The organism is Rhodoplanes sp. P11, assembly GCF_964266735.1.
Taxonomy (GTDB): domain Bacteria; phylum Pseudomonadota; class Alphaproteobacteria; order Rhizobiales; family Xanthobacteraceae; genus Rhodoplanes; species Rhodoplanes serenus.
Window position 1 is genome coordinate 186,819 of sequence record NZ_CAXWGY010000017.1, and the last position, 19,180, is coordinate 205,998.

Sequence of the window (19,180 nt, forward strand, 5' to 3'; positions counted from 1 at the left end):
CCATGTTGTGCCCCCGTGATGCGGCGGGCTAATCGGCGCCGCCGCTCCAGGAGCCGACGACGCCCTGCTGCTGACGATCGCGTCGCGATCGGGCGATGCAGCATACACGGGTGTGTCGTTTCGATAAACTCGGTGCGCCGTCACCGTGGCGTGACGAGCCTGTGACCAATCGACATACGGAAGACGTCTTCCGCACCGCGCCGGTTCACTCGGCCACTGCCTATTTGTCCACGGGTTGTCGGTCCGCGGCATGAGCGTCCGCGGCGCAACACGTCCCCTTGGGACGGCTGGCGGCAGGGTGTCGGTGGTGGCGTGGGCTCGTCCGAAACTGCGGCGCACGCCCTCTCAACGCCGGGCGAGGTCGATTGTTCCCCCACCCAGCGCCTTGTGCAGGCGGGCCAGGTCGGCAGGCAGATCCGAGCGGAAGACCAGGGCCTTCCTCGAGCTCGGATGCTGAATTCCCAGGAGATAGGCATGCAGGGCCTGCCTGCCAAGGGCCGCGAGGGCGCTCTGGGCCTCGGCCGGCAGCAGGGCCGCCTTGGTGCGGAAGCCCGGGCCGTAGACCGGGTCGCCGATCAGGGGATGGCCGATCGACGCCAGATGCACCCGAATCTGGTGGGTTCTGCCGGTCTCCAATCGGCAGGCGAGCAGCGCCGCCACCGGCTCGCCGGCCTTGCCGCGATAGGTCTGGACGGTTTCCCAATGGGTCACCGCCTCGCGGCCGGTCGCCTGGATGGACATCTTGTCGCGCGCCTGCGGATGGCGACCGATCGGCTTGTCGATGACGCCGCGCGGCCGGTCCGGCCCTCCCCACACGAAGGCCAGATAGCCGCGCTCCAGCGGCCCGCGGCGGCCGTGGTCGGCGAACTGGCGGGCGAGGGAGCGGTGAGCGCGGTCGCTCTTCGCCACCACCATCAGGCCGGTGGTGTCCTTGTCGAGGCGATGGACGATGCCGGGGCGGCGAACCCCGCCGATCCCCGACAGGCTGTCGCCGCAATGGGCCACCAGGGCGTTGACGAGCGTGCCGCTCCAGTGGCCGGCGGCCGGATGCACCACCAAGCCGGCGGGCTTGTCGATGACCAGCAGGTCGTCGTCCTCGTGGACCACCGACAGGGCGATCGGCTCCGGCTGCGGCTCGGGCGGTTCCGGAGGCGGCACCGTGACATGGACGCGGTCGTTCGCATTGACGCGCTGCCCCGGATCGCGGATCGTGCGGTCGCCGATGGCGACGTGCCCGCCGATGATCAGGGTCTTCAGGCGGGAGCGAGAGAAGTCGGTGAGGCGGGCGGCGAGCACACGGTCGAGCCGGTCGCCGGCCTCTGGAGCCGCGATGACGACCGTCTCGATCCGGCGATCCTCTCCCATCATGGCCCCGTCACAGTCTCCCGATACGCCCCCTGCGGCCGACACGCCGCTCGACCCCGAGCAGGCCCGCTTCATGGCGCGGGTGAAGCTGCTGATGGCGCTCTCCGGCGTCGCCACCCTGCTCGGGATCGCCGTCGTCCTCGGAGTCGTGGGCTACCGCGTTTCGAAGAGCGGGGGAAGCGTTTCCGACGCCGCCGCGACCGTGGTGCTGCCCAAGGGCGGCCGGGTGCTGGCCACCGCCGTGGCGGGCGACCGCATCGTGGTCACGGTCGAATCGGGCGAGGGGCTGGAGGTGCGCACCTTCGATGCCCAGACCCTCAAGCCGGCCGGCCGCCTGCGCTTCGCGGTGGAGCCGTGAGGCGGGCGGGCGAGCCTGTCCGGATGGTCGGCTTTCTCCAGGTCGCAGGCCGATTCGGTCGCTGTCGGCCGCCGCGCGGTGCTGCGGCCAGTGGCTCGGAGGAATCCGTCGCATCGGGCGGCGCACGAGGCCGCTTGCGCTCCGCTCCGAACGACGCTATGTCCTCGCGGCACGCTCCCTTCGTCTAGCGGCCCAGGACGTCGCCCTCTCACGGCGAAAACAGGGGTTCGAGTCCCCTAGGGAGCGCCATCTTCCCCCTAAGTCATTGAAAAGCCGATACTCCTGAGGTAGCAAGACCTTGGGAGTGCCGCCCTGGTACACACGTGGCCCACAGGGGTGGTACGCATGGCGGTCTTGACCTACATGCAGCGGCGACGATCCGGCATCTACGAGTTCCGCAAGCGACTGCCGCGCGATCTGGCCGGCAGGCCGGTTCCGGCCGCGCTGCGCGTCCGCTTCCCGGAGCTGGTCAACCCCGCCACCGGCTGTTTCAAGACCGAACTCACCATCTCCCTCGGCACGTCCGATACCCGGTTGGCCAAGCGCAAGGATCTTCGCGAGGCGGCCCGCATCGCCGATATGGTCGTGGTCGTTCAGGCTGCCTTGGCCGACCCGAGCGTGGTCGAGACTCCCTCGACGGCACCGGAGGAAATCGCTGCCGACATCGTTACGGATTGGCTGAAATGGGACGAAGCGCAGCGCGAAGACGGCGACGCGCGGCGGGACATCCACACGCAGGCGGATCGCGAACGATGGCCGGACCTCGCATTTCTGACCCACGGTCCGGGAAGCGAGGGGATGGAGCCGGACCATTTCCTTGCCTACGGCGATTTCATCGAGGAAGAGGCCGAGGTCCATCGGAAGGCGCTCGCCTCGCGGAACACGGCAATCATCGAGCCCGAGCTGAAGCTCTATCTGGCGCAGAAAGGGCAGCGGCTGCCCGAGGATGAGCTGAAGCGTCGTCGGCTTCTGCTGCGGGCGCTCCAGGCCAAGGTCGAGGTGCTGGACCGCATGCGGGCTCGCCAACGCGGGGACCTCGAAGTCGAGTTGCCGATGCCGTTCCAGCGCGGACCGAAGCTCTCCGAAGCGTTCGAGCGATGGAAGGTCGGAGGCGATGCCAAGGGCGCGAGGAAGCCGGGGCCAAATACCGTCCTGGAAGCCAATCAGGCGGTCGTCCGGTTCATCGAGTGGCACGGCGACCTGCGGCTTGGCGATATCACGAAGGCCAAAGCCCGGGACTTTCGAGATGCCTTGGCCAAGGTCCCGGCCGCGCTTCCCAACAAGCTCCGGAGGCTGCCGCTTCGGTCTCTGCTTCAGCGCGACCTCTCGAAATTCACGCCGCGTTCGGCCACGACAGTCAACAAGCTTCTCACGATCCTCGCCGCGATCGTCTCTCATGCCCAGCGTGACGGCCTTCTCGATGCGGTCCCTGGGTTCGGCAATCCGTTCGAGAAAGACATCAAGTTCCGTATCGATGCTCGGCAGGTCGACCCTCGCAAGATTTTCACGGCGAGTGATCTCGCGGCAATCTTCGGGACATCAGTTTTCACCGCAGGCGATCGTCCTAAGAGCCTGACTCGAAATTCGGCCTTTATTGACCGGGTCTGGCGAGGCGGCGGGTGAGGAGCCGAAGGTGTGCGACGAGGAGCCAAGCGGTCGCTGTTGCGATGGATCGCTCGAAGTCCTTCGCCAGGCGGCGGCAACGGCCGAACCAGGCGAATGTTCTCTCGACCACCCACCGGCGCGGCAGGAGCTGGAAGCCCTTGACGCCGCGCGGTCGCTCGACGATCTCGATGGTCCAGCGGCCGCAGGGGGCGAGCGCCTCGATGAGCTTCTTGCCGCGATAGATGCCGTCGGCGAGTACGAAGTCGAGCCCGGGGAACTTGATCCGCAGGCGCTCGAGCAGCGGCACCGCCCCGTGCACGTCCTGGATGTCGGCCGGATGCACCAGCACGGCGAGCAGCAGTCCGTTGGTGTCGGTGACGATGTGGCGCTTGCGTCCGTGAACGCGCTTGCCCGCATCGAAGCCCCGTGGGCCGCCGCTTTCGGTGGTCGGCGCGCTCTGGCTGTCGATGATCGCCGCGGTCGGCGTCGGCTTGCCCTCGCGACGAGCCGTTGCGTCGATCGGGTCGAAGACGAGCCCGCCGAGGTGGTGGAAGTCTCGACACCGGGCGAAGGACGAGCAGGGCTCGCGGATGGTCGCGAGCTGGCAATCGCGGATCGGAACGCCTCACGCCCCCTTCGCCCAGTTCGGGAACAGCTCCTTCAGGCGCTCGACCGTGTGCCGCCACTTCGGCGTCTTCGGTGCGCAGACGGTGTTCTGGTTCCCGAACATACCTGTCTCGTTGACGGCCTCGGACAGTGGCCGCGTCTCCGCCCAGTCGATCGGGACGAAAACCTCGCGCCGCTCGGGATCGTCGAGACTGTCGCGGAGATACGAGCCCTTGGTCAGGACGCTCAGGGCGGGTTGTTCGGTGCCGTCCGCGCCGATCAGCTCGAACTCCGCGGCCGGCACCGCGGCGCCTCGGACCCGACCGACGCCGACGAAGCCGCGGCCGGGCACCTTGACCCACACGAGATCGCCCGGCTTCAGCAGGCGTAGCGTGCCGCTGTACCAGGCGCCACCGCCGGCCGAGATGAAGCCGTAGCGACGGGCCTCGTCCCAATCGCGGTCGCTGTTCTGGCCGAAGCAGGCGTAGTATTCGCCGTTCCAGGGCTCGGACACGGTGCCGCGGCTGGTGGTCACGGCCGCCACCTGCGTCTCCACCGGGTCGAGTAGCCACGCCCGGCTGAGCAGCAAGCCGGCGCCGGTGTCGAAGACCTGGAAGCACAGAACGTTGATGGCGATGTCGCGCTGATTGAGATAGGCGACGATGCGCTCGCTGGCGGCGTCGAGGCTCGCGGCGACGATGACGATCTGGTGGCTCTGGTTCAGCGTCTCCGGGTCGAGCGCCTGGCCGAAGCGGGCCTTGAACGCCTCGTCCAGTGAGCCGCCGGGCTGGAAGCGGGCGAAGATCTGTGCAATGTCCTCGGTCTTCAGCGCGGTGACCCATGTCGCGTAGTCGAGCGCCTGCGCCACCACCTCGCGCGGCGTCTTGTCCCGCTTCAGCTCGATGAGGATCAGCGTGCCGTCCGGCGCTAGGGCGAGCAGGTCGATGCGGCCGCTGGCGCCGGTGTCGCATTGCCGGCCGATGATCATCCAGTCGGGTGAGAGGATTTCCGGCGTGGCGACGATCATGGCCTCCAGGTCGCGCTCGGCCGGCAGCACGGTGGTCGGCAGGGCGAGCGGCTCGTCGGCGACGTGCCAGAGACTGTGCTGGATCGGCATGGTGTCTCCTCTCTAGCCGAACACCTCGGCGGAAAGCGCGGCGGCCATCGCCTCGGCCTTGGCGGCGGCAGCGTCGAGGGCGCGGGCAATGGACTCAATACGAATGACTTGTTCGGCGAAGGTACGTTGAAGGGGCAAAGGAGGTACGTAGACCCTAAACGCTTTCAACTCCTTTGTGTTGATGTTGGCCTGCCCAATGGCGCCCCGTGCCGTGTTGAAAAGTACCTGCTTCATGAAGGACGAGTTCATGAACGCCCACAGAAATGTCGGGCACGTGAGTTTCTCGTCAACCCTCAGACGAATGAAGTAAGAAGCAAGAACTGCATCGAACCGTCCGTCCCAGAGCCCTGTTTTTCCAACCAGATCCTTGCTATTGGTCCGATTAAATAAAATGTCACCGTGCCTCAATGACACACGCTCCTGCTCCTCGGGCGAGAGAACGATATGCTTGAGGTCAGCGGTGTTGAGCTGTCCATCCATCAAAACATTACCCATGCGAATGACGGGAATGCCTTCGCCATTCTCGTTGGCTTTCTGGCTCGTCCCGTAACTCGCGGCCTCAAGAAGATCCCCGACCGATAGAACGGGCCACCCGTTCGGGTTCGTCGCTGGGTCGCCGAACATGTCGAGGAAGAGGGCGGGGATGATGGCGCGGGCCTTGGCGCGGGCGGCATCGGCGCGTCGCCGGATCTCGGCTGCCCGATCCAACAGCCCCACGATGCGGCGCTGTTCGTCGAGCGGGGGAACGAACAGTGGCACATTCTCGAGGAATTGACGGGGCACGCGCTGTTGGCCGGCGGTACCGGTGAAGTTCGCTTTGCACAGAGCGCGGAAGCTCGCTCGCCTGACGAAGTGGAAGACGAACTCCGGGAGGATTTCCTCACCCGGGCGAAGAACATAGAACTCGGTAGAGCCAGCCCCGAGCCCTCCCTCCAGGTCGCGGACAATCGCGGCCTTCCCATTCTCCATGCAGGGCGTGATCTTGGCGAACAGGACGTCGTTGTCGGCGAACAGCGTGTAGCCCTTGGCCACTTCCTCGAACGCACGCGTTGCCTTCTCGGTGATCGTTCCACTCGTTTCGGAGACCGCTGCCATCGGGACGAAGGAGACGGGCGTTGTCGGCGCCACGCTGTTCCAGCGACGCGGATTGATCTCGACGACCTCACCGAATCGCCGGACGGTATGAGTCTTCATCGGGTCGCCTCGGAAAATTCCGCCGTCAGCGCCTCGATGTCCGCCAGGATCGCCGTCACGTCCTCCTGCAGCTCCGCCAGCAGCTCGCGCGGGTCGCGGTGCGCGGCCGCTGCGCGGGTCTCGGGCCGGTAGCGCGAGGCCGACAGGTTCCAGTCCTCGGCCTCGATGCGTCCGGCGTCGGCGAACCACCAGTTTTGAGTCCACGGCGCGGCCGGGTCGCGAGCCTGCCAGTCGTCCCACAAATCGTCGCGGCTGTTGAAGGCGGCGACGAGGCCCGGCAGGTCATCGGCCTCTATGGGCTGGTCGTGGTTGGCGTCGAGCTTGAAGCCGTCGTTGGCGGCGTGGAGAAACAGCACCTTCTCGGTGCGCCCGCCCTGGCCGAACACCAGCACCGAGGTCTTCACGCCCGAATAGGGCTGGAACACGCCGCCCGGTAGCGACAGCACCGCCTCGACGCGGTTGTTCTGGAGAAGCTGGCGGCGCAGTTCCTTGTGCGCCCCAGTGGAGCCGAACAGCACGCCCTCCGGCACGACGACACCGCAGCGCCCGGCCTTGCTCGGGTCGCCTCCGGCGGGGCGCTTCAGGCTGTCCATCATGTATTTCACGAACAGAAGCTCGGTCGCCGTGGAGGTTCCGACCTTGACCTCGTCGACGATGCGGTCGCGGTCGAGCCGGCCGGAGAAGGGCGGGTTCGCCAGCACCACGTCATAGCCGTCGAGTGGCAAGCCGCGCTCGGCCTTGTCCTGGCGGTCGAGCGTCGAGGTCAGCACGTTGCGCTTCAGGATGCGGACGTCGGGCAGGCCGCGCAGCGCGAGGTTCATCGACGCGAGGCTGACCATCTTCGGGTCGACGTCGTTGCCGTAGAAAGTCTCTGTCCGAAGCCGGCGCCACTGCGCGTCGCTCAGCCGGTCGCCATAGCCGCGCTCGAAGGTCTTGCCGTCGAACTCGGCGACCTCGCGGCCCCGGTCGGAGGAGTTGGCGAGGCGGATGTGCTCGAAGGCGGCGACGAGAAAGCCCGCCGTTCCGGCGGCGGGGTCGTAGACGGTCTCGCCGATCTTCGGGTCAACGAGATCGACGATGGCGCGGATGACGTGGCGCGGCGTGCGGAACTGGCCGAGCTCGCCGGCCTGCTTGATCTGCTTCAAAACATGCTCGAACAGGTCGCCTTTGGTGTCCGGATCGGCTTCGTCCAGGCGCAACTGGTTGATGAGCGTCACCACCTGGGTCAGCACGGTCGGCTCGTCGATGACGAGGCGAGCCTGCGCCATGAAGCTCATGCCGAACTGGTCGCCAATGCCGGCGAAGAACGGGAACACCTCGTCGCGCACGAAGCGCACCAGCGGCTCCGCGGACATCGCCGAGGCCCATGACGACCAGCGCATCCGCTCGCACGGGATCGTCTTCACACCCTCCGCCGGGGCGTTCAGCGGGTTTTTCAGGGGCCAGTCGCCGGAGAACAGCGACGTGTAGGCGCGTCTGGTGGCGCGGGCCTGGCGCTGGTTGGCCGCGTCGATCCCCTCGGTCATGTAGAAGAAGAACAGGAAGCTGAGCTGCTCGGCGTTCGACAACGGGTCGGGGTAGCCGCCGCCGTAGAGGTAATCCCGGATCTGGTCGACCCGGCGGCGCATGTCAGGTGTGAAGGGCATTCCGGCTCTCTATCGCGTGGACTTTTCGTGCGGCGCCGTGGTGGCGTCGGCCGCCGAGGTCTTGCCGCCGAAGACGGCATGGTTCAGGCCGGCCAGGAGCTTCTCCAGCTCGGCCTCGCCCCCGAACACCGCGAGCGCACGGGCGAAGCCGCCGTTCATGGCGAGCGGCGGCTGGTCGAAGCGCCAGCTCTCGAACTGGTCGAGGCCGGCGGCATTGGCCTTGATCTGCTCCTTGACGAGGTGGAGAAGCCGGAGCTGGTCGGCGTTGAAGTTTTGATCGTCGAGCCACGTCTCGAACGCGGCACCGAGCGCCTCGGCCTGCGCCTCGTCGGCGTCCATGAATGCTTGACCGTTCTCGTCCACCGTGACCCATTCGCGGGTGGCCGGGTCGATCTCGTCATGGATGTCGAGGGTGACCATGCGGCGCGGCTGGCGGCGACAGTCCACGGCCGGACGGACCACCACCACCCCGCCGTCGCCGGGCTCCTCGTCATCGCCGTGGCGCAGCGTGACGCCGGTGAAGTCCCACATGGTGAACTTCGTCTTGCCCTCGGCCAGTCGGGTGCCGCGACCGCGCATCTGCTGATAGAGGATCGACGAGTGGGTGAAGCGGGCCATGACGAGGTTGCGCACCTCGGGGCAGTCGAACCCGGTGTCGAGCATGTTCACGCTGACGAGGATCTGCGGAAACTCTTCCTTCTTGAATCGCTTGATCTTCGCGGCACCGTCGACGCTGTCGTCCGGTCCTTGACCGGACACGACGAAGTCGGCGTAGCGGGTCGCCGGGGTGGGCTTCTTGTCGGCGAACGCCTCGTCCAACATCCGGGCCAGCGTCTCGGCATGGCGCTTGGTGACCGCGAAGACGATGGTCTTGCCCCAGTCCGGCGCCCGGCGGACGCCATTCTGCGCCACGTATCCCTTCTCCAGCACGTCGCGGAACTCCCGCACCATCGCTCGGTTGCGCTCGGGGATGGTAAAGCGGCGCTCCAGCGCGGCCGGATCGACGATCAGCGGGTCAGCGGCGCCGAACAGCGCTTCCAGCTCGGCTCGCGCCTCGCCGTCGAGTGCGTCCCAGTCGATTTCATTGCGGTGAACCTCGAAGCCGTCCTCGGCGGCGGTACGCACCGTCATGGCGCGATAGATCTCGTAGGGCACGAGATGGCCGTCCGCGATCGCCTCCCGCATGCTGTAGCTGTAGGTCGGCCGGTCGACCTCGAAGAACCGCAGCGTGTCGCGGATGGCGATGCGATCGTCCTCGTCGACCTCGGGCGCGTCCCGCATGACGCAGGGCGTGGCGGTGAGGCCGAGCTTGATGCCGTCGAAATGGTCCAGCGCCCGCTTCCACTGGCCGTAGATGCTGCGGTGGCACTCGTCGATGACGATGAAGTCGAAGTAGCCGGCGGAGTACTTCTCGTACTCGTTGACCAGCGTCTGGAGCGTGACGATGGTGATGCGCTTCTCGTCCTGGAAGCGGCGGCCGGTGCGCGGCACGCGGTAGCACGGCAGGTTGGGCAGGTGCTCGGCGAAGGCGTCCTCGGCCTGGATGGCGAGGGTGTTGCGGTCGACGACGAAGAGGGCGCGTGTGATCCACCCCGCATCGAACAGCCGCTTCAGCAGCGCGGCGGCGGTGCGGGTCTTGCCGGTGCCGGTGGCCATCTCGACGAGCAGCTTACGCCGACCGACGACGATCTCGCGCGACACCACGTCGATGCAGGCCGACTGGTGATGCCGCCCGCCGCCGCCGGCGATGCGGGTGTCGACGGGGACGTCGAGCAGCGGCCTACGGACCTCGCGGGCGGCACGACGCCGGACGAGGTCGTCCTGGCTGTAGAAGGTCGCCACGGGCCGGAAGTGGGCGGTCTGGTCGCAGTCGCGGAACCAGATCTCCTCGCCGTTCGACAGAAAAACGAAGGGGACGCCGAGCTGCGCGGCATAGCGCTCGCCTTGTGCCTCACCGGCGGTCAGGTTGACGCTGGTCCGCTTCGCCTCGACGACGGCAAGCGCCCGACCTTGACGGTCGAACAGCACGTAGTCGGCGCGGCCGCCATCGTCGAAGCTGTATTCGAACCGGGTGCTTCGGCCGTCGCTGAGGCTCCATCCGGCATCACGAAGGAGTTGGTCGACCTTGACCCGCGCGAAAGTTTCATTCTCCAAGGCCGCACCTTTATCGCCGACCGGGGACCTCGCCGACTCCGAAGTCTCGCCGACTCCGAAGAAAGCGTGTGCTTTTCGGAGGCCTACACGCAAACGGGGGGTGGATCGTGGGTGTATCTCATCGCGTGTGACCCGCGATTGTCGTGTCCGTATGCGTTAGACCGATCGATGTGCCGACACAATTCCTCTCTGGCCAGCTTTCACGATTTCCAACGGCTTGCCACTGAGGAACACATGGCGGCTCCGGCAGAATGAATTCGACGGCAAATTCAGGGGGGCCGAGCACCGAAGCCCGCCGGTTCGTGGCTCGCTTGCGGCCTGACCGCCCCTTCACCAGTGCCGAGGAAAGTGGTACACAGAAACGAAGCGGTGCGGCAATCATCGTGTTTCATCAATGACATCTGCGGGCGATCGTTGGCTCCCCTAGGGAGCGCCATCGGCCTTTAAGGCCTTGATCCTCCGAGAAATTCTGATCTATCAACGGCTTCGTCGGCCCGCTGCACCATGCGCTTGCACCATGCAGGGCCGGGCGATGGGCTTCATGACGTACCTGATCCGCCGCGGATCGACGTGGCATTTCCGCTTCCGCCTTCCCGACGATCTCCGCGGCCATGCCGTCCCGGACCAATGGCCGGGCAAGCCGCCAGGACCTGCGCAAAAAAAAGGCCGCGCGGCGAAGCCGGCGGCCCAAGTCTAGGGAGGAAACGCCCAAGGAGGGCAATGTCGCCGACCGTGGGCCAGCGACGCCGCCTTGATACCCAACTCGGGCCTCCCGGAGATCCGTAAAAAAACGCAGTGCAGGGCAGATCTGCACGATGTTGCATGATGTCGCGGGTCGCGTTGCGTGTGGCGGCGCGAAAGCTCTCCGCAGCCTTGTGCGACCATTCGGCCCACTTCTCGAGTTGCCCTGTGGCGATGCCGTCGCGGCGCTCGACCACGCGAAGGCAACGGGCCGCCGTCAACAGACCCCGCGCAGCTCGGCGAGGCGTCGGCGCTGCCGGCCTTCCGCGTCGAAGTTGTCCGGCGACAACCAAGCCGCGAAGGCGGCCCGCCGCGCCGGCCACTCATCCTCGATGATCGAGAACCACGCGGTGTCACGACCGCGGCCCTTGCGGATCATGTGGGCGCGGAACACGCCCTCCAAGGTGAAGCCGAGCCGCAATGCCGCCGCCCGCGACGGTGCATTGAGCACGTCGCACTTCCACTCGTAGCGGCGATAGCCGAGCTCGTCGAAGGCGCGGCCCATCATCAGCGCCATCGCCTCCGTGGCGCCGGGCGTGCGGGCGAGTGCCGGCGAGAAGAGGAGATGCCCGACCTCGATAGCCCGGTTGGCCGGATCGATGCGAAGATAGGAGGCGTGCCCGACGGTGCGGCCGCTCGTGCGGTCCACGATGGCGAACAGCAGCGGATCGTCCCCTCCGAAGGAGCGCGCCAGATAGGCTTCGAACGCGGCGCGGCTGTCGAACGGGCCGTCGCCGAGGTAGCACCACAGCCGCTCGCGCTCCGGGCCGTTGGTGGCCTCGTACAAATCGGCGGCGTGTGCCGCGGGCTCGAACGGCACGAGATCGACGAAGCGGCCCGGCATGGCGGTGCGCGACGGCCGTTTCGCCGGCGTGGCATCGACCGGCGGCCCGACCGGGAGGCGCGACCGCGCATCGGTCACGAAGCGCGGCGCGAACGGAGCGGGAGAGAGAGCGGTGGCGGAAGGCGGCGGAACGGGGGACATGAAGCACCTGTGAGGCCGCCCCGGGGGCTTTCCGTGCGGCTGCCTTGCGTATACCACGCGGCGACACGCCGAAACTCGTCCGCCGAAGGGCACGCCATGACGTCCGATGCCGCCACCCGCGCCGACCTGCGCACCGATCCCGAATTCTTCACGCTGCTGACCGGCAGCTACGCGCGCCTGGTCGGTCGGCCGCTGGTGCCGGCCGGCACCGATGCGGCGTGGCTGTACGAGGACGCCCCGTTCGTCCTGGTGGCGCACGACACTGCCGACGACCCGCGCTTCGTCTATGCCAATCGCGCGGCGCAGCGGCGCTTCGGCTACGACTGGGACACGTTTGTCGGGTTGCCGTCGCGGCTGTCGGCGGAGGCACCGGAGCGGGCCGAGCGCCAGCAGTTCCTCGATGCGGTCGCGGCGCACGGCTTCATGGCCGGCTATCGCGGTCTGCGGGTGAAGCAGTCGGGCGAAAAATTCTGGATCGAGGACGGCACCGTGTGGCAGCTCGTCGACGCGGCCGGCGTGCTGCGCGGCACCGCGGCGGCCTTTTCCCAGTGGACGGATCTGTAGGGCATCCCGCCCGCCGCCGGCCGCGCGATCACACCCCGAGATAGGCGGCGCGCACCTTGGGGTCCTGGAGCAGCGCGAGACCCTCGCCCTCGTGGACGATGCGGCCGACCTCCAGCACATAGCCGCGGTCCGCGATGGCGAGCGCCGCCGAGGCGTTCTGCTCGACCAGCAGCACCGTGATGCCCTTCTGCTTGAGATCGACCACCGCGGCGAGGATCTGGTCGACCAAGAGCGGCGCTAGGCCGAGCGACGGCTCGTCGAGGAGCAGCAGCTTGGGCTGCGCCATCAGGGCGCGGCCGATGGCGAGCATCTGCTGCTGGCCGCCCGACAGGCTCGACGCCGGCGTCCTGCGCCGCTCCGCCAGCACCGGAAACATCGTGTAGACCGCATCGAGCCGCCCCCGCACGGTGTCGTCCCAGCGGCGGAAGGCGCCGAGGCGGAGATTGTCCTCCACGGTCAGCGGGCCGAACACCTGCCGGCCCTCCGGCGACTGGGCGATGCCGCGCATCACCCGGGCATGCGGCGGCAGCGCCTGGATGTCCTCGCCCTGGAACACGATGCGGCCGGCGCTCGCCGGCTGCACGCCCGAGAGGGTGCGCAGCAGCGTCGTCTTGCCGGCGCCGTTGGAGCCGACCAGCGCGACGATCTCGCCCGCCGGCACGTCGAGCGATATGCCGTGCAGCACCTCGATGCGGCCATAGGCCGAGGACAGCCCGTCAACCGTGAGCACGATCGGCCTCCCGGGCGCCGTGCTCGCCCAGATAGGCGGCGATGACGGCGGGATCGTTGCGGACCTCGCGCGGCGGGCCTTCGGCCAGCCGGCGGCCGTGCGCCAGCACCAGCACGCGGTCGGAAATCTTCATCACCAGCTTCATGTCGTGCTCGATCAGCACCACGGCGACGCCGCTCTCGGCGATGCGGACGATCAGGCGATCGATCGCCTCGGTCTCCACCGCATTGCAGCCGGCGGCCGGCTCGTCGAGCAGCAGCACCTTGGGGTCGACGGCGAGCGCACGGGCGATCTCCAGCCGCTTGAGCACGCCATAGGGCAGCTCGCCCGCCACCGTCTCGGCATGGTGGGTGAGGCCGACGCGCTCCAAGAGCTCCATGGCGCGCGTCTGCGTGCGGCGGTTCTGCCGCGCCACCGTCGGCCACGCCAGCATGTCGGCGAGCAGCGAGGTGCGCTCGGAAAGGTGATGGCCCACCATGACGTTCTCGACCGCCGTCATGCGGAAGAAGATCTGGAGGTTCTGGAAGGTGCGGGCCATGCCCCGGCGCACCAAGAGATGCGGCGCCAGATGCGTCACATCCTCGCCGGCGAGCCGGATCGTGCCGCGCCCGGGCCGATAGATGCCGGTGACGAGGTTGAACAGCGTCGTCTTGCCGGCGCCGTTCGGCCCGATGATCGAGAACACCTCGCCGAGCGACACCTGGAACGACACGCCGTCGACGGCGCGCAGACCGCCAAACGTGATGCCGAGATCCTCCACCGCCAGGATGGTCATCGGACGCGCTCCAGGACGAGACGGCGGAGCGACGGCACGATGCCGGCCGGCAGCAGGATCATGAACGCCATGATCAGGAGGCCCAGCACCGCCTGCTCGTACTCATGAAGCATGGTCAGCGCCTGCGGCAGCACCACCAGGAAGGCGGCGCCGACGACCGTACCCACCACCGAGCCGAGCCCGCCGATGATCACCATGGCGACCAGCTCGATGGAGTGCATGAAGCCGGCCGCCTCCGGGGTGATGAAGCCGTTCATCAGGGCGAGCAGGCTGCCCGCCACTCCGGCATAGACGCCGCTGATGACGAAGGCGGCGAGCTTCTTGGACGCCACGTCGACGCCGACGCCGGCGGCCGCGATCTCGCTGTCGTGCAGGGCCCGGAAGGCGCGCCCGCTCGGGCTCGCCTGGATGTTGAGGGCGAGCAGCGCGCCGATCAGCAGTGCCCCGCCCGTGATCCAGTACCAGGTCTGAATGCCCGAGACGCGCCAGCCCAGCACCGTCATGCGCGGCACCTGCATGCCGTCCGGACCGCCGGTGATCGCTCCCTCGCTGGTCAGCACCAGGGCGACGATGAGACCGAAGCCGAGGGTCGCGATGGCGAGATAGTAGCCCTTGAGGCGCAGGATCGGCTTGCCGACCACATAGGCGACGAGCCCGCACAGCACCGCGCCGAGCACCAGCGACAGCAGCGGATCGAGCCCGAGCTTGGCGGGGCCGATCGCCACCGCATAGGCGCCGATGCCGAGGAAGCCGGCATGGCCGAGGCTGACCTGGCCCGCATAACCCATCAGGATCGTGAGGCCGAGCGCCGCCAGGGCGAACACCCAGACCAGCGCCGCCACCCGCAGATAGAACGACGACGGCGCCAGCACCGGCACGAGGGCGATCACGACGGCGAGCAGCAGCAGCACGGCGAGGCGGGAGGAGAGCAACGTCTTCAGCATCACACCCGCTCCACGGAACGGCGGCCGAACAGGCCCTGCGGCATCACCAGCAGCACCACCAGGATGGCGACGAACGCCACCGCGTCCTTGTAGGTGGAGGACAGATAGCCGGCCCCGAACGCTTCCATCAGGCCGATCAGCAGGCCGCCCACCACGGCGCCGATCGGGTTGCCCATGCCGCCCACCATGGCGGCCGCGAAGCCCTTCAGCGCGAACAGCGTGCCGACGTCGTAGCGGGTCAGCGTGATCGGCGTCACCAGCACGCCGCCGACGGCGCCGATCGCCGCCGACAGGCCGAAGGCCAGCGCCAGCACCACGGTGACGTTGATGCCGACGAGGCGCGCCGCGAGCCGGTTGGCGGCGGTGGCCAGCACCGCCTTGCCGATCAGGGTGCGCTCCAGGAACAGCCACAGCCCGAAGACGAGCGCCAGCATGCCGCCGATGACCCAGAAACTCTGCGGCAGGATGGTGGCGCCGCCGATCGCGATCGGGTCGGTGCCCGAGAAGGCGGGCAGCGAGTGGAACTGCTTGTCGAAGACGATCTGGGCGACGCCCTTGATGAAGATCGACGCCCCGATGGTGATCATGATCAGGGCGACCGGCGAGGCGCCGCGCGCCGGCTCGATGGCGAGCCGGTGCAGCAGCAGACCGACCAGCACGGCCGCCACCACCGCGATCAGCACCGCGAAGGGCAGGGCGACGCCGGCCGCCATCAGGAACACGGTTCCCATGCCGCCGATCATCACGAAGTCGCCCTGGGCGAAGTTGATGACGTCGGAGGCGTTGTAGACCAGCGTGAAGCCGAGCGCGACCAGCGCATAGACGGCGCCGACCGTGAGGCCGGAGAACACGAGCTGAAGGAATTCGGCCATGGCGGTCTCGTGCAGGACTTCGTTCGTCACCTCTCCCCGCTGTGCGGGGAGAGGTCGATGTTCGCGCGACTGGCGCGAACGTCGGGTGAGGGGGCGTCGCAGTTAAAGTCGAAGCACCCCCTCACCCGTCTCGCCACTTCGCGGCGAGCCACCCTCTCCCCGCCGTGCGGGGAGAGGGTGGGCTGCGCCTTGCTGCGAAGCCGCCCGACGTGAGACGGACGTCTTTCAGATCACTTCTTCTCCTGCGGAACCCAGTCGCCACCGCGGATCTCGAGCATGCGGAACGACTCGGTGCCCAGCCCGAGGTGATCGGTCGGCGACATGGTGTAGAGGCCGGTGGCGCCGACATAGCCCTTGGTGGCTTCGATAGCGTCGCGGATCTTCTGCGAGTCGGTCGACTTCGCCTGCTCGATCGCCTTGACCAGAATCTGGATGCCGTCGAAGCCGTAGCCCCCGAAGGTCGACACCGGCTGGCCGGTCGCCGTCTCGTAGGACTTCTTATATTCGGTCACGACCGCCTTCTGCGGGTCGGTGTCGGCGAGCTTGTCGGCGATGAGGAGCGCCGGCGCCGGCAGGCGCACGCCCTCGGCGGCGGGGCCGGCCAGATCCACGAAGCTCTTCGAGGCGACGCCGTGCGACTGGTAGAGCGGCAGGCCGATGCCGAGCTGGGCGTAGTTGCGGGTGACGATCGCCGGCCCCTGGCCGAACCCCGGGTTGAGCACCGCCTGCACGCCCGCGGTGTTCTTGATCTTGTTGAGTTGCGGCGTCATGTCGGCGTCGGTCGGGCCGTAGCTCTCGTCGATCGCGACCGTGATGCCGTAGTCGCCGACCACCTTGAGGCACTGCGCCCGCATCGACTTGCCGAAGCCGTCGGTGCCCGAGATCATGCCGATCTTGGTGAGGCCGCGCGCCTTCATGTCCTCGAAGATCTTCTGGCAGGCGGTCTTGTCGGTGTGCGGCGTCTTGAACACGTAGGCGCGCACCGGCTCGACGATCTCGATGGCGCCGGCGAGCGAGATGAACGGCACCTTGGCGTCCTCGAACACCGGGATCATCGCCATGGTGGTGCCGGTGGTGGTGCCGCCCACCATGGCGACCACCTTGTCGTCCTCGATCAGGCGGGTCGCGAAGGTGCGCGCCTTGTTGGCGTCGCCGCCGTCGTCGTAGAGCACCAGCTCGATCGGCCGGCCGAGCACGCCGCCCTTCTTGTTGAGCTGATCGACATAGAGCTTGAGCGTCTTCTGCTCCGGATCGCCGAGGAACGAGGCGGGGCCGGTGGCGGAGACGACGGAGCCGATCCGGATCGGATCGGCGGCATGGCTCGGGCCGGTCGGCACGGTGATCGTGGCGAGCGCGGCGAAGGTGGCGACGGCTGCGGCACGCAGCCCCCGAGACCCGGCGGTCTGTGGCATCTGGCGTTTTCTCCCAAGGTCGAGGCGTCGACGAGGCGGTTGATCCGCCTTCTGAAGACCGTGCCGGCGCGGGCACCGGAACGCTGATGGAATGAAGCCTAAGATTAACCGAACGATTGGTCAATGATTTCGTGCGTCCCGACGGGACGGCCGTTTCGTCGCAGGCCGACCCGCCGGGCCGAGCAGCGCGGCGAGCCGGACGACGACGGGCCACTCTAGCGACGGGGCCTCTCCAAGCCGAGAGCGACCTTCGTCGGCGCGTTCTGGCGATCAGAACGGCCGGCGGCCGCCGCAGCGACGACCGAAAGCATGCTCCCAGCCTCGACAGGTGTCTCGCCGAGACTTTTCGTTGATCGACCATCCGGTTAATGTATGACGATCGGCAGGGTGACGGCGCAACAGGCCGGCCGCCCGCAAGGGGAGTGGAAACTTCGGATGGCTCGCACGCGCGCCCAGGACTACGACGCCAAGCGTCTCGCGATCCTGCATCGCGCCGCCGAGCTGTTCGCGCAGCACGGCTATTCGGGCACCTCGATCACCATGATCGCGGCCGCCTGCGGCGTCTCCAAGGCGCTTCTCTATCACTACTACCCCGACAAGGAGGCGGTGCTGTTCGACATCCTGTCGGCGCACCTCCAGACGCTGATCACGGCGGTGGAGGCGGCCGCGCGGATCGAGGCCGATCCGGACACGCGGCTCCAGTCGCTCGCGGCGGCGCTGCTCGAGGCGTATCGCGACGCCGACGCCGAGCATCAGGTGCAGATCGCCAACCTCAAGCTCCTTCCCGCCGACAAGCAGGAGCAGCTTCGCGCCATGGAGCGGGTGCTGGTCGGCGTGTTCTCCGAGGCGATCGCCGCCGCGGTGCCGGCGGTCGGCCACGGCCCGCTGCTCAAGCCGATGACCATGTCGCTGTTCGGCATGCTCAACTGGCATTACCTGTGGTTCCGCCCCGGCAAGGGCCTCGATCGCGCCGACTATGCCCGCCTGGTCACTCGGCTGGTGACGGCCGGCGCCGCCGAGGCGGCCGCTGCGGTGGCGCCGGGGACCGCGTCGGTTGCCGCGCCGGCATCCGCCGTAACAGCTCGGACCGCGCGGACACGCCGCGCCCGCGGCGCATGAGTCCGCCGCGCGCCACCAAGACGACGGCCCGCCGGCCGCGCGGCACGCCGGAGCGGGGGCGGAGGCTGCCCCGCGGCGCGCTCGCGCCGATCCTCGACCAGCTCCGTCAGGAGCCGTCGCGCACCTGGTCGCTCATCGTCACCATCTACGGCGACGCCATCGTGCCGCGCGGCGGCAGCGTCTGGCTCGGGACCCTGCTGGCCTTCTTCCAGGCGCTCGACATCGGCGACGGCGTGGTGCGCACCGCGATGTCGCGGCTCGCCGCCGACGGCTGGCTGGAGCGCCACAAGGTCGGCCGCAACAGCTTCTACCGGCTCGCCGAGAAGGGCCGCGCCACCTTCGAGGCGGCGACCCGGCAAATCTACACGCTGCGGCCGCCGCGCTTCGCCGGCCATCTCGGGCTGGTGCTGCTGAGCAACGGACCCGAGCGCGATGCCGCCCGCGCCGTGCTCGAAGCGGCCGGCTTCGGCTCGCCGCTGCCGGGCGTCTTCGTGGCCGCCGGCGTGCCGATTCCCGATGCGGCGAACGGTGTCGTCGCGCTCCAGGCGACGGGCGGTGCCGAGGCGCTGCGCGATCTGGCGGCGCGGAGCTGGCCGCTCGACGCCATCGCGGACGGCTATGCGCGGTTCCTGGAGACCTTCGGGCCGCTGCGTGCCGCGCTGGATGCCGGCGCCGTGCCGAACGAGATCGACGCCATGGTGGCGCGCATCCTGCTCGTCCACGAGTACCGCCGCGTGGTGCTGCGCGATCCGGTGCTGCCGGCCGAGCTGCTGCCCGCCGACTGGCCGGGCCGCGCGGCGCGCAGCCTGTGCGCCGGCCTCTACACCGATCTGCTGGAGCCGTCGGAGCGCTGGCTCGATGCCCACGCCATCGACGACGGCGGCGCGCCGCTGCGACGCGGCGCCGCGGTGCTGCGGCGGTTTCGCGATTAAGTCGATAGAGACGACACGCTTTCGGCCGCCGAACCTGACATCACAAGCGCCTTATCGGGTA

The 19,180-nt window shown here is 68.2% G+C and carries 17 protein-coding genes, 1 tRNA gene and 1 pseudogene; 7 read left to right on the forward strand and 12 right to left on the reverse strand.

All coding sequences use genetic code 11. From position 1 onward, the window contains the following. Positions 1-345: 345 nt before the first annotated feature. Positions 346-1,368 carry an RluA family pseudouridine synthase gene (locus ACFQUV_RS15390; RefSeq protein WP_244601467.1) on the reverse strand — a complete coding sequence of 341 codons (1,023 nt, stop codon included), beginning with the start codon at positions 1,366-1,368 and terminating at the stop codon, positions 346-348. On the opposite strand from ACFQUV_RS15390, the gene ACFQUV_RS15395 reads away from it, so the two are divergent. From ACFQUV_RS15395 to ACFQUV_RS15405, 3 genes are all read left to right on the forward strand, one after another. Further along, complete coding sequence (locus ACFQUV_RS15395; RefSeq protein WP_111384876.1) at positions 1,367-1,723, forward strand: hypothetical protein; 357 nt, start codon at positions 1,367-1,369, stop codon at positions 1,721-1,723. The two genes, ACFQUV_RS15390 and ACFQUV_RS15395, sit on opposite strands and share 2 nt — an antisense overlap. Before the next feature lie 173 nt (positions 1,724-1,896). Further along, positions 1,897-1,972: transfer RNA gene (locus ACFQUV_RS15400), tRNA-Glu, on the forward strand. A 96-nt stretch (positions 1,973-2,068) separates the two neighbouring features. Next, the gene (locus ACFQUV_RS15405; RefSeq protein ID WP_129607896.1) at positions 2,069-3,346 is read left to right on the forward strand and encodes a DUF6538 domain-containing protein; all 1,278 of its coding nucleotides are present in this window, start codon (positions 2,069-2,071) and stop codon (positions 3,344-3,346) included. Here ACFQUV_RS15405 and ACFQUV_RS15410 read toward each other — a convergent pair. The 5 genes and pseudogenes from ACFQUV_RS15410 to ACFQUV_RS15430 all read right to left on the reverse strand — a co-directional run. After that, positions 3,315-3,839: pseudogene (locus ACFQUV_RS15410) on the reverse strand (IS5 family transposase); the annotation flags it as partial. The gene ACFQUV_RS15405 and the pseudogene ACFQUV_RS15410 overlap by 32 nt on opposite strands. Positions 3,840-3,953: 114 nt before the next feature. After that, positions 3,954-5,051 (reverse strand): endonuclease NucS domain-containing protein, encoded by a 1,098-nt coding sequence (locus ACFQUV_RS15415; protein WP_129607897.1) that lies wholly within the window; start codon positions 5,049-5,051, stop codon positions 3,954-3,956. Positions 5,052-5,063: 12 nt separating this feature from the next. Then, positions 5,064-6,245, reverse strand: coding sequence for a restriction endonuclease subunit S (locus ACFQUV_RS15420; protein WP_129607898.1), 1,182 nt, complete (start codon positions 6,243-6,245; stop codon positions 5,064-5,066). Next, complete coding sequence (locus tag ACFQUV_RS15425; RefSeq protein ID WP_129607899.1) at positions 6,242-7,891, reverse strand: class I SAM-dependent DNA methyltransferase; 1,650 nt, start codon at positions 7,889-7,891, stop codon at positions 6,242-6,244. The genes ACFQUV_RS15420 and ACFQUV_RS15425 overlap by 4 nt, the downstream gene beginning before the upstream one ends. 9 nt (positions 7,892-7,900) lie before the next feature. Then, the gene (locus ACFQUV_RS15430; protein ID WP_129607900.1) at positions 7,901-10,045 is read right to left on the reverse strand and encodes a type I restriction endonuclease subunit R; all 2,145 of its coding nucleotides are present in this window, start codon (positions 10,043-10,045) and stop codon (positions 7,901-7,903) included. Between the two features lie 541 nt (positions 10,046-10,586). Here ACFQUV_RS15430 and ACFQUV_RS15435 point away from each other — a divergent pair. Then, complete coding sequence (locus ACFQUV_RS15435) at positions 10,587-10,742, forward strand: DUF6538 domain-containing protein (RefSeq protein ID WP_165363782.1); 156 nt, start codon at positions 10,587-10,589, stop codon at positions 10,740-10,742. A gap of 261 nt (positions 10,743-11,003) precedes the next feature. Here ACFQUV_RS15435 and ACFQUV_RS15440 read toward each other — a convergent pair whose 3' ends face one another. Further along, positions 11,004-11,771 (reverse strand): GNAT family N-acetyltransferase, encoded by a 768-nt coding sequence (locus ACFQUV_RS15440; protein WP_129607901.1) that lies wholly within the window; start codon positions 11,769-11,771, stop codon positions 11,004-11,006. Between the two features lie 96 nt (positions 11,772-11,867). Here ACFQUV_RS15440 and ACFQUV_RS15445 point away from each other — a divergent pair, with 96 nt between their 5' ends. Beyond that, complete coding sequence (locus ACFQUV_RS15445) at positions 11,868-12,335, forward strand: MEKHLA domain-containing protein (RefSeq protein ID WP_129607902.1); 468 nt, start codon at positions 11,868-11,870, stop codon at positions 12,333-12,335. Between the two features lie 28 nt (positions 12,336-12,363). Here the strand turns inward: ACFQUV_RS15445 and ACFQUV_RS15450 are convergent, their stop codons facing one another. The 5 genes from ACFQUV_RS15450 to ACFQUV_RS15470 form a co-directional block, all read right to left on the reverse strand. Further along, positions 12,364-13,065, reverse strand: a complete 702-nt coding sequence (locus tag ACFQUV_RS15450; RefSeq protein ID WP_129607903.1) for an ABC transporter ATP-binding protein — start codon at positions 13,063-13,065, stop codon at positions 12,364-12,366. Further along, complete coding sequence (locus ACFQUV_RS15455; RefSeq protein WP_129607904.1) at positions 13,052-13,840, reverse strand: ABC transporter ATP-binding protein; 789 nt, start codon at positions 13,838-13,840, stop codon at positions 13,052-13,054. Before ACFQUV_RS15455 ends, ACFQUV_RS15450 begins: the two co-directional genes overlap by 14 nt. Continuing rightward, positions 13,837-14,784 carry a branched-chain amino acid ABC transporter permease gene (locus tag ACFQUV_RS15460; protein ID WP_129607905.1) on the reverse strand — a complete coding sequence of 316 codons (948 nt, stop codon included), beginning with the start codon at positions 14,782-14,784 and terminating at the stop codon, positions 13,837-13,839. Before ACFQUV_RS15460 ends, ACFQUV_RS15455 begins: the two co-directional genes overlap by 4 nt. Further along, entirely contained in the window at positions 14,784-15,656 is an 873-nt protein-coding gene (locus ACFQUV_RS15465; protein WP_111384887.1) for a branched-chain amino acid ABC transporter permease, read from the reverse strand. The genes ACFQUV_RS15460 and ACFQUV_RS15465 overlap by 1 nt, the downstream gene beginning before the upstream one ends. 230 nt (positions 15,657-15,886) lie before the next feature. Beyond that, a complete protein-coding gene (locus ACFQUV_RS15470; RefSeq protein ID WP_129607906.1) occupies positions 15,887-17,068 on the reverse strand; it encodes an ABC transporter substrate-binding protein in 1,182 nt (393 codons plus the stop codon). A 435-nt stretch (positions 17,069-17,503) separates the two neighbouring features. On the opposite strand from ACFQUV_RS15470, the gene ACFQUV_RS15475 reads away from it, so the two are divergent. Both ACFQUV_RS15475 and paaX read left to right on the forward strand, forming a co-directional pair. After that, positions 17,504-18,187 carry a TetR/AcrR family transcriptional regulator gene (locus ACFQUV_RS15475; protein ID WP_129607907.1) on the forward strand — a complete coding sequence of 228 codons (684 nt, stop codon included), beginning with the start codon at positions 17,504-17,506 and terminating at the stop codon, positions 18,185-18,187. After that, positions 18,184-19,119 (forward strand): phenylacetic acid degradation operon negative regulatory protein PaaX, encoded by a 936-nt coding sequence (gene paaX, locus ACFQUV_RS15480; protein ID WP_129607908.1) that lies wholly within the window; start codon positions 18,184-18,186, stop codon positions 19,117-19,119. The genes ACFQUV_RS15475 and paaX overlap by 4 nt, the downstream gene beginning before the upstream one ends. The last annotated feature ends 61 nt before the right edge of the window (positions 19,120-19,180 follow it).

What these genes read in the sequence shown, in the direction of transcription:
- ACFQUV_RS15395 (WP_111384876.1), top strand. Translation starts at nt 1,367, where the DNA reads ATGGCCCCGTCACAGTCTCCCGATACGCCCCCTGCGGCCGACACGCCG.
- ACFQUV_RS15390 (WP_244601467.1), bottom strand. Translation starts at nt 1,368, where the DNA reads ATGATGGGAGAGGATCGCCGGATCGAGACGGTCGTCATCGCGGCTCCA.
- ACFQUV_RS15405 (WP_129607896.1), top strand. Translation starts at nt 2,069, where the DNA reads ATGGCGGTCTTGACCTACATGCAGCGGCGACGATCCGGCATCTACGAG.
- ACFQUV_RS15415 (WP_129607897.1), bottom strand. Translation starts at nt 5,051, where the DNA reads ATGCCGATCCAGCACAGTCTCTGGCACGTCGCCGACGAGCCGCTCGCC.
- ACFQUV_RS15420 (WP_129607898.1), bottom strand. Translation starts at nt 6,245, where the DNA reads ATGAAGACTCATACCGTCCGGCGATTCGGTGAGGTCGTCGAGATCAAT.
- ACFQUV_RS15425 (WP_129607899.1), bottom strand. Translation starts at nt 7,891, where the DNA reads ATGCCCTTCACACCTGACATGCGCCGCCGGGTCGACCAGATCCGGGAT.
- ACFQUV_RS15435 (WP_165363782.1), top strand. Translation starts at nt 10,587, where the DNA reads ATGACGTACCTGATCCGCCGCGGATCGACGTGGCATTTCCGCTTCCGC.
- ACFQUV_RS15440 (WP_129607901.1), bottom strand. Translation starts at nt 11,771, where the DNA reads ATGTCCCCCGTTCCGCCGCCTTCCGCCACCGCTCTCTCTCCCGCTCCG.
- ACFQUV_RS15445 (WP_129607902.1), top strand. Translation starts at nt 11,868, where the DNA reads ATGACGTCCGATGCCGCCACCCGCGCCGACCTGCGCACCGATCCCGAA.
- ACFQUV_RS15455 (WP_129607904.1), bottom strand. Translation starts at nt 13,840, where the DNA reads ATGACCATCCTGGCGGTGGAGGATCTCGGCATCACGTTTGGCGGTCTG.
- ACFQUV_RS15460 (WP_129607905.1), bottom strand. Translation starts at nt 14,784, where the DNA reads ATGCTGAAGACGTTGCTCTCCTCCCGCCTCGCCGTGCTGCTGCTGCTC.
- ACFQUV_RS15465 (WP_111384887.1), bottom strand. Translation starts at nt 15,656, where the DNA reads ATGGCCGAATTCCTTCAGCTCGTGTTCTCCGGCCTCACGGTCGGCGCC.
- ACFQUV_RS15470 (WP_129607906.1), bottom strand. Translation starts at nt 17,068, where the DNA reads ATGCCACAGACCGCCGGGTCTCGGGGGCTGCGTGCCGCAGCCGTCGCC.
- ACFQUV_RS15475 (WP_129607907.1), top strand. Translation starts at nt 17,504, where the DNA reads ATGGCTCGCACGCGCGCCCAGGACTACGACGCCAAGCGTCTCGCGATC.
- paaX (WP_129607908.1), top strand. Translation starts at nt 18,184, where the DNA reads ATGAGTCCGCCGCGCGCCACCAAGACGACGGCCCGCCGGCCGCGCGGC.